Annotated in this window: 12 protein-coding genes; 6 read left to right on the forward strand and 6 right to left on the reverse strand. The window is 73.8% G+C overall.

Translation table 11 applies throughout. The features are described 5' to 3' along the window. Nucleotides 1–90 precede the first annotated feature (90 nt). Nucleotides 91–1677 carry an acyl-CoA carboxylase subunit beta gene (locus tag QNO07_RS15055; protein WP_502961850.1) on the reverse strand — a complete coding sequence of 529 codons (1587 nt, stop codon included), beginning with the start codon at nt 1675–1677 and terminating at the stop codon, nt 91–93. A 387-nt stretch (nt 1678–2064) separates the two neighbouring features. Between QNO07_RS15055 and QNO07_RS15060 the strand changes: the two genes are divergently transcribed. Further along, nucleotides 2065–2835, forward strand: coding sequence for a class I SAM-dependent methyltransferase (locus tag QNO07_RS15060; RefSeq protein ID WP_283992510.1), 771 nt, complete (start codon nt 2065–2067; stop codon nt 2833–2835). 38 nt (nt 2836–2873) lie between these two features. Here QNO07_RS15060 and QNO07_RS15065 read toward each other — a convergent pair whose 3' ends face one another. Next, the gene (locus tag QNO07_RS15065) at nt 2874–3863 is read right to left on the reverse strand and encodes a LacI family DNA-binding transcriptional regulator (RefSeq protein WP_502961856.1); all 990 of its coding nucleotides are present in this window, start codon (nt 3861–3863) and stop codon (nt 2874–2876) included. A 157-nt stretch (nt 3864–4020) separates the two neighbouring features. Here QNO07_RS15065 and QNO07_RS15070 point away from each other — a divergent pair, with 157 nt between their 5' ends. Both QNO07_RS15070 and QNO07_RS15075 read left to right on the forward strand, forming a co-directional pair. Continuing rightward, nucleotides 4021–4962, forward strand: a complete 942-nt coding sequence (locus QNO07_RS15070) for an ROK family protein (protein WP_283992512.1) — start codon at nt 4021–4023, stop codon at nt 4960–4962. 107 nt (nt 4963–5069) lie between these two features. Further along, entirely contained in the window at nt 5070–6092 is a 1023-nt protein-coding gene (locus QNO07_RS15075) for an NUDIX hydrolase (protein WP_283992513.1), read from the forward strand. A gap of 52 nt (nt 6093–6144) precedes the next feature. Here the strand turns inward: QNO07_RS15075 and QNO07_RS15080 are convergent, their stop codons facing one another. Next, nucleotides 6145–7503, reverse strand: coding sequence for a dipeptidase (locus QNO07_RS15080; RefSeq protein ID WP_283992514.1), 1359 nt, complete (start codon nt 7501–7503; stop codon nt 6145–6147). A 567-nt stretch (nt 7504–8070) separates the two neighbouring features. On the opposite strand from QNO07_RS15080, the gene QNO07_RS15085 reads away from it, so the two are divergent. Next, complete coding sequence (locus QNO07_RS15085; RefSeq protein WP_283992566.1) at nt 8071–9264, forward strand: geranylgeranyl reductase family protein; 1194 nt, start codon at nt 8071–8073, stop codon at nt 9262–9264. Here QNO07_RS15085 and QNO07_RS15090 read toward each other — a convergent pair whose 3' ends face one another. Next, the gene (locus tag QNO07_RS15090) at nt 9265–9714 is read right to left on the reverse strand and encodes a nitroreductase family deazaflavin-dependent oxidoreductase (RefSeq protein WP_283992515.1); all 450 of its coding nucleotides are present in this window, start codon (nt 9712–9714) and stop codon (nt 9265–9267) included. A gap of 119 nt (nt 9715–9833) precedes the next feature. Here QNO07_RS15090 and QNO07_RS15095 point away from each other — a divergent pair, with 119 nt between their 5' ends. Next, nucleotides 9834–10526 carry a TetR/AcrR family transcriptional regulator gene (locus tag QNO07_RS15095; protein ID WP_283992516.1) on the forward strand — a complete coding sequence of 231 codons (693 nt, stop codon included), beginning with the start codon at nt 9834–9836 and terminating at the stop codon, nt 10524–10526. A gap of 28 nt (nt 10527–10554) precedes the next feature. Here the strand turns inward: QNO07_RS15095 and QNO07_RS15100 are convergent, their stop codons facing one another. After that, the gene (locus QNO07_RS15100; protein ID WP_283992517.1) at nt 10555–11298 is read right to left on the reverse strand and encodes a maleylpyruvate isomerase family mycothiol-dependent enzyme; all 744 of its coding nucleotides are present in this window, start codon (nt 11296–11298) and stop codon (nt 10555–10557) included. Beyond that, nucleotides 11285–11728: an SCO4225 family membrane protein gene (locus QNO07_RS15105; protein ID WP_283992518.1), complete on the reverse strand. Its 444-nt coding sequence runs from the start codon at nt 11726–11728 to the stop codon at nt 11285–11287. Before QNO07_RS15105 ends, QNO07_RS15100 begins: the two co-directional genes overlap by 14 nt. Nucleotides 11729–11903: 175 nt before the next feature. Between QNO07_RS15105 and QNO07_RS15110 the strand changes: the two genes are divergently transcribed. Then, nucleotides 11904–13124, forward strand: coding sequence for an ROK family protein (locus QNO07_RS15110; RefSeq protein WP_283992567.1), 1221 nt, complete (start codon nt 11904–11906; stop codon nt 13122–13124). Nucleotides 13125–13216: the final 92 nt, after the last annotated feature.

Genomic DNA, 13216 nt, shown 5'->3' on the forward strand with positions numbered 1-13216 from the left:
GTGCGGGCACGGAGGGCGGCGGTACCGGGCCGCCCGGCGCGCGGGCTGTCGGAGGCGGCGGCAGGGGCGGCCTGCCTGCGGGGTGATCGGTCAGAGCGGGATGTTGCCGTGCCGCCGGTCGGGAACGGCCGCTCGCTTGTGGCGCAGTGCACGCAGGGCGCGGGAGACCTGCTCCCGCGTGGAGTGCGGGGCGATGACCGCGTCGACGTACCCGCGCTCGGCTGCGGCGTAGGGCGTGGCGTAGGTCGTCTCGTACTCCTCGATCAGCTTCGCCCGCAGCGCCTCTGCGTCGTCCGCCGCGGCGAGTTCCCTGCGGTGCAGCACGCTCACCGCGCCTTCGGCGCCCATGACGGCGATGCGGGCGGTGGGCCAGGCGAGGTTGACGTCGGCGCCCAGGTGCTTGGAACCCATGACGGCGTAGCCGCCGCCGTAGGCCTTGCGGACCACGACGGTGACCTTCGGCACCGTCGCCTCGGCGTAGGCGTAGAGCAGCTTGGCACCCCGCCGGATGATGCCGCCCCGCTCCTGGTCGATCCCGGAGAGGTACCCGGGCACATCCGCGAAGGTCAGCAGCGGAACACCGAAGGCGTCGCAGCAGCGGACGAAGCGGGCGGCCTTCTCGGAGGCGTTGATGTCCAGCACACCGGCGGTGTGCAGGGGCTGGTTGGCGACGACACCGACCGACCGGCCCTCGACGCGACCGAACGCGCAGATTACGTTGGGCGCGAACAACTCCTGCACGGTGAGGAGTTCACCGTCGTCCACCACCGTCTGCAGCAGCTCCCGCATGTCGTAGGCGACATCGGGACGGTCCGGGACCAGGGAGTCCAGGCGCAGGTCGGCGGCGGTGGGGGCGAGGCCGTGCTGCGGCGGCGGGTACGCAGGCGGCGGCTCCCGGTTGCTGTCCGGGAGGTACGACAGCAGCACCCGCACGATGTCGAGCGCGTCGTCCTCGTCCTCGGCGAGGAAGTGGGCGTTGCCGTTGCCGGAGTTGCTGGTGCGGGCCCCGCCGAGGTCCTCGGCGTCCGTGCGTTCACCGGTCACCGCGGCGATCACGTCCGGGCCGGTGACGAACATGTGCGAGGTGCCGTCGACCATCACGGTGAAGTCGGTGATGGCCGGCGAGTAGGCGGCACCGCCCGCACACGGGCCCAGGACCACGGAGATCTGCGGCACCACCCCGGAGGCCGCCACGTTGCGGCGGACCAGCTCCGCGTAGTACGCGAGCGAGACCACACCCTCCTGGATGCGGGCGCCACCGGAGTCGTTGAGGCCGATGACCGGGCAGCCCGTCTTCAGCGCCAGGTCCATCGTCTTGAGGATCTTCTCGCCGCACGCCTCGCCCATGCTGCCGCCGTACACCGTGGCGTCCTGCGCGAAGACGCACACCCGGCGCCCGTTCACGGTGCCGTGGCCGGTGACCACCCCGTCGCCGTAGGGGCGTTCGGTCCCGCCGGAGCGGGCGCGGACCAGGGCGTCGGTCTCGGTGAACGACTCGGGGTCCAGCAGCCGGGCGATCCGCTCCCTGGCGGTGAGACGGCCGCGTGCGGTCTGCCGGGCGACGGCTCGGGCCGAACCCGCCGACCGCGCCGACTCGTGCCGGGCCGCCAGCTCGGCGATCCGTCCGCGCGTGGAGTGTGCGCCGGACAATGCCTGTTCTTCTGCACTCTGGGTCACTGCCACCTCCGCATGGGCTTGCGAATATGGCAGAGGCTCCGGGTGCGCAGCCGCGAATGCCGGTGCAATGTGCAGTAGTTGAGCACGGAAAGGGATTCCTTCATTCCGCCGTGACAACCGGGCCCGCCGCATCACCCCTCCCGCGGCGTCAGCCGCACGGCGACGCCTGACGCCGTGCGCTCATCCACCAGGGAGTGCGGGACAACCGCCAAGGGTTGTCCCGCACTCCCCGGCGGGCGCACGACGACAGCTACGGCACCTCGCCGCGTTGTCGGAACGTCCACATACGCCCAGTATGCGGACGTTCCTCCGCCTTGCGATGCACCGCATCCGACGCCGTCCGCTCATCCACCAGGGAGTGCGGGACAACCCTTAACCTGTGCGGTGATGTTCACACCACAGGGCCCCACCTTCCGCGAACTGGCCGTCCAGGCGCTGTCGTCGACCGAACACGGCTACGACCTGCTGGCCCCGAAGTTCGACCTGACCCCGTTCCGGACCTCCGACCGGGTCCTGGACGCCGCCCGGCGCGCCCTGGACCCGCTGGGACCGTTCCCCGCCGGGCTCGACCTGTGCAGCGGCACCGGCGCGGCCGTGCCGCTGCTGCGCTCCCTGTGCCCCGAGAGCGTCACGGGCGTCGACATCAGCGCGGGCATGCTGGGCCAGGCGCGGGCCGCCTTCTCCACCGACGGGGGTGGTCCCGGCGGTCCGGGCGCTCCCGTTCCGGGCGGGCGCGGTGCCGCCGTGCGGTTCCTGCGTGCGGACGCGCGGGCGCTGCCGTTTCGGGAGCAGTCCTTCGACCTGGCCGTCAGCTTCGGGGCGTTCGGGCACTTCCTGCCCCGGGAGCGCCCCTCGCTGTTCGCCGGCGTCCACGCGGTGCTGCGCCCGCGCGGCCTGTTCGCCTTCCCCGTGGGAGCCCCGCCGAAGCCGGGATCGGCCGCCTACTGGGCCCTGCTCGGCTTCGACGCCGCGATGCGGGTGCGCAACGCGGTGTGGCGTCCCCGGTTCGTCATGTACTACCGCACGTTTGCGCTGCCCGGCGTGCTGCGCGACCTGCAACGGGCCGGATTCGAGGTGCGGGCCCCCGCGTTGGAGCCGCTGGGCCGACGCGCCGACGGCAGCCCGCGCTGCCGCCTGGTACTGGCCCGCAAGCGCTGAGCGCGGACAGCCCTCGGGACCGGCCCGCAGGGGCTGCGTCAGGGCGGGGCGGGCGGGATCTCGCCGGAACCGCGGGCGATCAGGGTGGTGGGCAGCTCCACTCGCTGCGGCTCCTCGCGGCTGCCCGCCAGGCGGCGGAACAGCAGCTCGGCCGCCGTCCGGCCGATCCGCGCCGCGTCCTGGGCCACCACGGTGATCGGCGGGTCCAGCAGGTCGGCCAGTTCCAGGTCGTCGAAGCCGACCAGCGCCACCGGGCGGTCCAGACCGGCCAGCAGCCGCACCACGGTGAGCGTCACGCGGTTGTTGCCGGTGAAGAGTGCCGTGACCGGGTTCGGGCCGGTCAGCATGCGCAAGGCGTCCGCCCGCACCCGCACCGGGTCCGTGGGACCCGAGGCCGTCCACGCCGGGTCGACGGCCAGACCGGCGGCACCCATAGCGCGGTGGTAGCCGCGCAGCCGCTCGGCGGCGGTGTGGATGTGCGGCTGGTCGCCGATGAATCCGATCCGCCGGTGGCCCCGCGCTATCAGGTGGGCCACACCGTCCCGGGCGCCGGCGAAGTTCTCCGACAGCACGGCGTCCGCCTCGATGTGCCCGGCCGGGCGGTCGACGAACACCGTCGCGATGCCCGCGGCCAGTTCCGGCGCGAGATAGCGGTGGTCGTCACCCGCGGGCACGATCACCAGCCCGTCCACCCGGCGGGCGCAGAACGCCAGCGCCACCTCCCGCTCCCGCTGCGGGTCCTCCGCGCTGGAGCCGTTGAGCAGCAGAGCGCCGTGCACCCGGGCCACGTCCTCCACGGCCCGGCTCAGCGGGCCGTAGAACGGGTCGGCCAGGTCCTCCAGCACGAGTCCGATGCTGGCCGTGCGGCCCTTGCGCAGGATGCGCGCGCTGTCGTTGCGGCGGAAGCCGAGCGCGGTGATCGCCTCCCGCACCCGGCGCTCGGTGTCCGCCGTCACCCCGCTCTCGCCGTTGACCACCCGCGACACGGTCTTCAGGCCGACGCCCGCATGGCTGGCCACGTCCTTCATCGTCGGGCGCCTGCCGTAGCGGGGTGAGGCGGCGCGGGTGGGGCGTGAGGTGTCGGCCACGTCGTTCCGTCCTGCTCCGGGGGTGGGTTCGGGTTGAGCATAGGCGCTGCCGAAGCGGCCTGGACAACGTTGTCTTGATGAGGTGGACTGACCCGCCATGGACACTGACCTCGTTGCCGCGCTTGACATCGGCGGAACCAAGATCGCCGGCGCACTGGTGGACGACAGCGGCAAGCTGCTCGTCAGAGCTGTGCGTCCCACCCCCGCACGCGGCACCGCGGAGCAGGTGCTGGGAGCGGTCGGCGACGTGCTCGGCGAGCTGCGGCAAGCCGTGCAGTGGCCGCGGGCCGCCGCCGTGGGCATCGGCAGTGCAGGGCCGGTCGACGCCGTCCGCGGCACCGTCAGCCCGGTGAACATCCCCGGCTGGCGGGACTTCCCGCTGGTACGGCACGTGCAGCGGGAGGTCGACGGCCTGCCGGTCACCCTGGTCGGCGACGGCGTGGCGATGACCGCTGCCGAACACGCCCAGGGCGCCGCCCAGGGGCATCGCAACGCCCTCGGCATGGTGGTCTCCACCGGCGTCGGCGGCGGACTCGTGCTCAACGGGCGCCCGCTGCCGGGGCCCACCGGCAACGCCGGCCACATCGGTCACATCAGCGTGGAACTGGACGGCGACCTGTGTCCGTGCGGAGGACGGGGCTGCGTCGAGCGCATCGCCAGCGGGCCCAACATCGTGCGCCGCGCCCTCGCCGAGGGCTGGCAGCCCCCGCCGGGCACCCCGGTGAGCGGCGCGGCCGTGGCCGCCTCGGCCCGCGCCGGCGACCCGGTGGCGCAGCGCTCCTTCGAGCGGGCCGCCCGCGCGGTGGCCGCAGCTGTCGCGGCGGCCGCGGCGCTCGTCGAGATCGACATCGCGGTGGTCGGCGGAGGCGTCGCCCAGGCCGGGCCGGTCCTCTTCGATCCGCTGCGGTCCGCGCTGCGCGACTACGCCACGCTGTCCTTCGTGCAGGGCCTTGAGATCGTCCCGGCGGCCATCGGCACCGACGCCGGCCTGGTGGGTGCAGCAGTCGCCTGCCGCACGCTCCCCGGCGTGCGCTCTTAGCGCCTCCCCCTGACTGCCGCGCCCGGCGTATGCACCCCCTCGGCGCCGCGCGTTCCGTGGCAGGGTATTGCGGGCACTGAACGGGGGGCGAGTGAAGAGGGGAACCCGTGATCGTCTGGCTGAACGGCGCCTTCGGCGCCGGCAAGACCGCTGCGGCTCAGGAACTCGTGGAACTGCTCCCCGACAGCACGCTGTTCGACCCCGAGCTGGTCGGTGCGGGGCTGCGGCGGATGCTGCCGAAGGAACGCCTCGGGCAGGTGGACGACTACCAGGACCTGCCCTCCTGGCGGCGTCTGGTGGTCGACACCGCCGCCGCCCTGCTGCTGGAGGTGCCCGGTCCACTGGTGGTGCCGATGACGCTGCTGCGCCAGGAGTACCGCGACGAGGTCTTCGGCCGGCTGGCCGCCCGCCGCATCGAGGTCCGGCACTTCCTCCTCGATGCGGAGGAAACGATCCTTCGCGAACGCATCGGGCGCCGCGCCCCCGGCGACGACGAGGAGCTGCGCAGCTGGCGGTTGCGCCGTCTGGGCGACTACACCCGGGCGCTGCCCTGGCTCCGCACCGACTCACGCATCGTAGACACCTCCGCGCTCACGCCCCGGCAGGTCGCCGAGGAGGTCACCGCCGCATTCAGGTCCGGTGAAGGCGCGTGCGACATCGTGCAGAGCGCCGAACCGGTCGCCGAGACCGTCGCGGCGGGTGTGCTGCTCTTCGACGACGAGGACCGGGTACTGCTGGTCGACCCCACCTACAAGCCGGGTTGGGAGTTCCCCGGCGGGGTCGTCGAGCCGGGGGAGGCCCCGGCCAGAGCCGGCGTGCGCGAGGTCGCCGAGGAACTGGGGCTCACCCTCGACCGGGAGCCCCAACTGCTGGTCATCGACTGGGAACCGCCGGAACCACCCGGCTACGGCGGGCTGCGGCTGCTGTTCGACGGCGGCCGGCTGACCGCGGATGCCTCCTCCCGGCTGCTGCTGCCGGGAGCCGAACTGCGCGGCTGGCGCTTCGTCGACGAGGCCGAGGCAGCGACGCTGCTGCCGTCCGTCCGCCGCGAGCGGCTGCGTTGGGCGCTGCACGCCCGCAAGCTGGGCTGCCCGCTCAACCTGGAGGCGGGCATACCGGTCGGCCGCTGACCGGTCCGCGCCCGCGCCCTGAGCGGCGCGCGGCGGCGGACCGGCGGCCCGGTCAGCGGGAGCGGGCGTATCCGAGCAGGAACAGCGCCTCCGCCACGGACATGCGCTCCAACTCCTCGGGCGACACGCTCTCGTTGACCGCGTGGATCTGCGCCTGCGGCTCGCTCAGGCCGGTCAGCAGGATCTCCGCGTCGGGGTAGAGCACGGCGAGGGTGCTGCACAGCGGGATCGACCCGCCCTGCCCGGCGATCGCCATCTCCACACCGTCGTACGCCTGCCGCATCGCCTCGGCCATCGCGGTGTAGGCGGGGCTGCCGGTGTCGGCGCGGAACGGCTGGCCCTGGCCGACCTGCTCCACGGTGACCCGAGCCCCCCACGGGGTGTGCGCGTGCAGGTGGGCCGTGAGCAGCTTGGTCGCCTCGGCCGCGTCGACGCCCGGCGGCACCCGCAGGCTCACCAGAGCCCGGGCGGCCGGCTGCACCGACGGCGTGGCACCCACCACCGGCGGGCAGTCGATGCCCAGCACCGTCACGGCCGGACGTGCCCAGATGCGGTCGGCCACCGTACCCGAACCGATCAGCTCCACCCCGTCGAGCACCTTGGCGTCCCGCCGGAAGTCCTCCGGCGGGTATTGCAGGCCCTCCCACACCGCGTCCGAGGCGAGGCCGTCGACCGAGGTGGAGCCGTCCTCGGCGCGCAGTGAGTCCAGGACCCGGATCAGCGCGGCCAGCGCGTCCGGTGCCGCACCGCCGAACTGCCCCGAGTGCAGGGCGCCCTCCAGGGTGTCCACGGACACCCGAAGCAGGGTCATGCCGCGCAGGATTCCGGTCACCGTGGGCAGCCCGGCGCGGAAGTTGCCGGAGTCGCCGATGACCACGGCGTCGGCGGCCAGCAGTTCGGGGTGGGCCTCCGCGTACCGCTCCAGGCCACCGGTGCCCTGCTCCTCCGAGCCCTCCGCGACCAGCTTGACCGTCACCGGCACGCCGCCGTTCGCGCGCAGCGCGCGCAGGGCGAGCAGATGCATGACCAGGCCGCCCTTGCAGTCGGCCGCGCCGCGGCCGTACCAGCGTCCGTCGCGCTCCGTCAGTTCGAACGGCGGTGACAGCCACGCGGCCTCGTCGCCGGGCGGCTGGACGTCGTAGTGGGCGTACAGCAGCACGGTCGGAGCGCCCTCGGGGCCGGGCAGCTCACCGTAGACCGACTGGGTGCCGTCGGGCGTGTCGACCAGGGCCACGTCGCGGAAGCCTTCCGCCTGCAGCGTCCGCGCCACCCAGGAGGCCGCGGCTTCGCACTCGCTGCGCGGGAACTGCGCGGGGTCGGCCACCGAGCGGAAGCGGACCAGCTCCGCCAGTTCGGTGCGGGCCTGCGGCATCAGAGCGGCGACGGTGGTAGCCAGGGCCTGGTGCGCCATGGGAACGGCTCCTCGGGACGTGCGTCGGACGCGGACGCGCAGGATCACCGGGCATCCGCGGAGATCTGCCGATACTCCCACAGGCCCCGGGCCCGCCCGAGGGCCGTAGGATGCCGATCTGGGGCCAGGCCTCAACCGAACCGGTCGGTCGAGCGGGAGCAGAAGCAGATCGTGAGCAGCGAGAACGCCCGAGGCGCAGCCGATGACAGCGCGGCCGGGAACGAGGCGTCCCGGACGCCTGGTGACGGCACGCCTGGTGACGGGATGCCTGGTGAGGGCACGCCTGGTGACGGGACGTCGGCAGAGCACTCGACGGAACACGGCCCGGACGGGCACGGCCCGGAGGTGAACGCGCCAGAGGGGCGGGGTCCGGCGGGAGGCCACCCGGGTGAGGACGGCCCGCCGGCTTCCGCGCCCGCGGACACACCCGATGCGGAGCCCGGTGCCCCCGCGGGTGCCGCGCCCGACCCCGGGCCGGTAGCGGCGACCGCCGAAGCCCCGGCCGTGCGGGACACCGACGCCGAGCACGGGCCCGGACACCGGACCGCTCGCGAGGAGACCGTTGAAGTGGACGCCGCCGGTGAGGAAGCCACAGTGTGGGACGTCGTCGTGGTCGGCGCCGGCCCGGCCGGTGCCTCCGCGGCGCATGCCGCAGCTGTCGCCGGCCGGCGGGTGCTGCTGGTGGAGAAGGCGGAACTGCCGCGCTACAAGACCTGCGGCGGCGGCATCATCGGGCCGTCCCGCGACTCATTGCCGCCCGGTTTCGAGCTGCCGCTCCAGGACCGGGTGCACGCCGTCACGTTCTCGCTGGACGGGCGCCTCAGCCGCACCCGCCGCTCGCGCCACATGCTGTTCGGGCTCGTCAACCGGCCCGAGTTCGACCAGCGCCTGGTGGAGTCGGCAGAGAAGGCCGGCGCGGTCCTGCGCACCGGGGTCGCGGTGTCCCGGGTCGAGCAGCACGGCTCTGCGGTGCCGGACCGGCGCACGGTCGCCGTGGTGCTGGCCGACGGCGAGACGCTGCTGGCGCGGGCGGTGGTCGGTGCGGACGGCAGCGCCAGCCGGATAGGCGCACACGTCGGTGTGCGGATGGACCAGGTGGACCTGGGCCTGGAGGCGGAGATCCCGGTGCCCGCCACCGTGGCCGAGGACTGGGCCGGGCGGGTGCTCATCGACTGGGGCCCGCTGCCCGGCTCGTACGGCTGGGTCTTCCCCAAGGGGGACACGCTCACCGTGGGCGTGATCGCCGCCCGCGGTGAAGGGGCCGCGACCAAGCGCTACCTGGAGGACTTCACCGCCCGGCTCGGCCTGGCGGGCTTCGAACCCAGCATCTCCTCCGGGCACCTCACCCGTTGCCGCGCCGAGGACTCGCCGCTGTCCCGCGGCCGGGTCCTGGTGTGCGGGGACGCGGCCGGCCTCCTCGAGCCGTGGACCCGCGAGGGCATCTCGTTCGCCCTGCGCTCCGGCCGGCTGGCGGGGGAGTGGGCGGTGCGGGTCGCGGAGGCCCACGACGCGGTGGACGCCCGGCGGCAGGCCCTCAACTACACCTTCGCCATCAAGTCCGGGCTCGGCGCGGAGATGGGGGTGGGACGGAGCATGCTCGCGCTGTTCTCCCGCCGCCCCGGTCTGCTGCACGCCGCACTGACCGGCTTCCGGCCCGCCTGGAAGGCGTTCGCCCGCGTCACCCGCGGCTCGACGTCGCTGGGTGAGCTCGTGCGCACCCACCCGGCGGCCCGCCGCGCGCTGGAGACGCTGAGCCGCTGATCAGTCCGCGAAGGTGAGCCGGAAGACCGGGTGGCGCGGGGCTGCCTCAAGCAGTTCCCGGTCCTCCGAATCAGGGCCCAGCCCGGGGAAGAGGGCGCCCACCTCCCATTTCCACGCCTTCAGGTAGGCCCGCAGCACGGCGGGCTTCTGCGCGTCCGGAACCTCGACCGCGGTGAACGGCCGCCGGGTGCGGCCGTGGCTCAGCTCGCCGCTGCCGCTGGCACGCATGTTGCGCGTCCACTGCACGTGGCCGCGGGGTGCGACCAGGTACGTCTGTCCGTCCAGCACGAGCGGGTTGACCGGGGCGCGGCGGAGCTGGCCGCTGGTGCGGCCCCGCACCGTCAGCGTCTGCGCGCCGAACAGGCCGAGGCCGCGGCGGGTGAGCCACATGATCGCGGGGTTGAGTACGCGGTTGCCGAGCTTGCTCGACTTGTGCACGTGGGCGGGCATCGGGCCTCCGGTGTGAGCAGTGCTCTCGTTTTGGACCACTGTTCCATCATTCGGAGATCCATGCAAGAGCACTGCTCTCGTTTGTTTGCATTGCTCTCCCGTGTGGCAGGCTGCTGCCCATGAACGTGATGCGAGGAGCACGGGAGCGCGCCCGTGAGGAGATCACCGAAGCGATCAAGGACGAGGCCCGGCGCCAACTCGCCGAGTCCGGGGCGGCGGGGCTCTCACTGCGTGCCGTCGCCCGGGAACTCGGCATGGCCTCCTCCGCCCTGTACCGCTACTACCCCAGCCGGGACCACCTGCTCACCGCGCTCATCGTCGACGCCTACGGCGCGCTGGGCGCGGCGGCCGAGTACGCGCTCGCCGCCCTGGAGGAGGCCCCGGCGGTGGACCGATGGCGCGTCGTGTGCCACGCGGTGCGCGACTGGGCGCTGGACCACCCCCATGAGTACGCCCTCATCTACGGCTCACCCGTGCCCGGTTACGCGGCCCCGCAGGAGACGACCGGGCCGGCCGCCCGGGTGGCGCTGTGCCTGATCACCGTCGTGGTGGACGCCGAGGGCGACGGCGAGCTGCGCACCCCCGACGACGGCCTGCCGCCGGAGGTCGGACAGGACGCCGCCGCTCTCGGCGTGCTGCTCGGCATCTCGCTGCCTGCCCCGGTGCTGGCCCGGCTGATCGCCGCCTGGTCCCAGCTGTTCGGTCTGGTCGGCTTCGAGCTCTTCGGGCAGTTCACCGGAGTGGTGAAGGCCAGGGAGGCGTTCTTCGACCACGCGGTGACCAGGCTGGCCGAGTCGGTCGGCCTCACCTGACGGCCCGCCCGGGTTGCCGGGGCCCGGATCAGATACCGGAGCTGGAGCGCCAGAGCTCCGCGACGGACGCGTCACCCTCGACGGCCAGCCCCTCCTCGTAGGGCACCCTGTTCCACAGCGCGAGGAACAACACCTCGGCGGGCCCGCTGAGTTCGCAGTCGGCCCGTCCCGCGTCGTTCCGTACGGCCACCGGTGGCCCCTCACCGATGCGCACTGTCCAACTGCGCGGTGAGGAGGTGTCGGTGGCCGTGATCCGCAGCACCCGGGGCTGCGTGCTGCGCACCCTGCTGCGGTCGCGGGCGTGGAAGCCGGTCAGCAGTTCGTCGATGCCGTCGGCCGCCGTCTCGCACCGCACGGGCGACAGCGCCTGTCCCTCGGCGAGTTCGGCGTCGATGCGGTGCACGGTGGTCTCGTGGGTCTGGCGTCTGGCCCAGAAGTGCCGTGCCGACCGGGGGTCGGGTAGGAAGGTCCAGCACTCCATGTCCTCAGGGGCCTCCTGCAGCGCCCGCAGCAACCGCAGGTGCCCGTCGCGGTACCACCGGCCCAGCTGCGCGTCCGGCACCGGGGTGTCGTCCATCGGAACCCGGGCGGTGCGCCGTTCACCGACGATGCCGGCCGCCCAGCGGTGCACCACGCCCTGGTGGCGGAGCAGGTCGCGTACCCGCCACCCCGGGCAGGTGGGCACCTCGGCGTCGAGTCCGGCCTTCTCGGCGGCCACGATCAGGGACCGGCCCTCCTGCTCGAGAGCGATGAGGAAGTCAGCTGTCTCCATGTGCGGGATTGTGCCAGTCGTCCTCGGTGGCGGCGGCCCGTCGGCGGAACGCCCGCAGGCAGGCGCCGAGCAGAACGGCCTGGATCAGGGCGGAGACGGCGATCACCAGCAGGAGGAACCACGTCGGGCCCTCGCCGGCCTCCCAGAACAAGTTCTCCGTGAACAGCAGGACGAACACGGTGGGTGCCGCCACGAGCATCACCCACACCCCCGCCATGGAGGCGTCCTCGTGGCTGCCGAGCAGTGCGTCGCCCGCCGCGAACAGCACGGCGGCACCGGCCAGCGCCAGGTATCCCAGCGACACCGGGTTCACCAGCACACTCCGCAGAGGGAAACGGGGCTTGCCGCCGCCCGGTGCGGCCGGTGAACCGTCCGCGCCGGGACCGGCCGCGGTGCTGGGCGTGCTGGGTGACTTCGGTCTGCGCGGCATGGTGGCTCCCCGGAAAGGTGCGTTGACCCGCGCACCACGGTGGCGTGGCGCCGAACGGTCCGCCTGAGTACGCATACTCATTCGTTACGCGCCGGTAGTACGCGGCGGCGTGGAGCCTACACTGCCAGCATATTTTGTTCACGATCAACACAAAGGAGATCAGGGGGTGACCCAGATGCGTACCAGGCCGGACAGGGGCAGGAGCGCGCTCGGGCCCGCACTGGAACTCGTCCACACCGGACGGGCTCCGACCAGGGCCGTGCTCACCGCCGAGCTGGGCGTCACGCGGGCCACCGCAGGGGCCGTCGCAGCGGAGTTGCAGTCCCTGGGACTGATCACCGTCGACTCCGGACCGGCCATCTCCGCCGGCGCGCAGGGGCGGCCCTCCCACCGGCTCTCGGTGGATCCCGACGGCCCCGTGGTGCTCGCCGCGCAGGTGCACTCCGACGGGTTCCGGGCCGCCCTCGTCGGCCTGGGCGGGCGGGTGGTGGCCACCGACCCAGGGTGCGGCACGGTCGACGCCGACCCCGCCCAGGTGCTCGGCGAGGTCGTCGCCGCCGGAGTGCGGCTGCTGCGTTCCACCGGCCGCCGGTGCGTGGGCGCCGGTCTCGCGGTGCCCTCCGCGGTCGCCGAGCCGGAGGGCACCGCGCTGAATCCGCTGCACCTGGCCTGGCCCGCCGGTGCGCCGGTGCGCGAGATCTTCGCCCGTTGCCTGGCGGACGCCGGTGTGCCGGGTCCCGCGCCCGGCAGCACCGCCGCCGGGTTCGCGGCCAACGACGTCAACCTCGGGGCGCTCGCCGAGCACCGCCACGGCGCGGGGCGCGGCGCCCGGCAGCTGCTGTGCGTGGCCACCGGCCACCGCGGCGTCGGCGGTGCGCTGGTGCTGGACGGCCGGCTGCACAGCGGGAGTTCCGGGCTGGCCCTGGAGGTCGGCCACCTCACCGTCGACCCGCAGGGCCGGCCGTGCCACTGCGGCAGCCGGGGCTGCCTCGACGTGGAGACCGACCCGCTGGCACTGCTGGAGGCCGCCGGACGGGACCCGGGGCCGGAGGTCTCGCTGCTGGACCAGGCCCGGGACCTGCTGTGCGGGGACCTGGCCGCCGACCCCGCCGTCCGGTCCGCCACCCGGCTGCTGATCGACCGGCTGGGGCTGGGCCTGGCCGGGCTGGTCAACATCCTCGACCCGGACCGGATCATCCTGGGCGGACTCCACCGCGAACTGCTGCTCGCCGACCCGGAGCGGCTGCGGCAGACCGTCGCCGACCGCAGCCTGTGGGGGCGCAGTGGCGGAGTGCCGGTCCTGGCGTGCACGCTGGACCACAACAGCCTGGTGGGGGCGGCGGAGCTGGCCTGGCAGCCGGTGCTGGACGACCCGTCGGTACTGCTGGGCCAGTAGGGACTGCGGACGCGGTGCCGGGCGTTCCCCGGGGCGGGGTCACCGGGTCGCTGCCCCAAGGTCGTCCGGCCCGGGGCCCATCCGCCGGCACA

It is taken from the genome of Streptomyces sp. 549 (genome assembly GCF_030124175.1).
GTDB lineage: Bacteria > Actinomycetota > Actinomycetes > Streptomycetales > Streptomycetaceae > Streptomyces.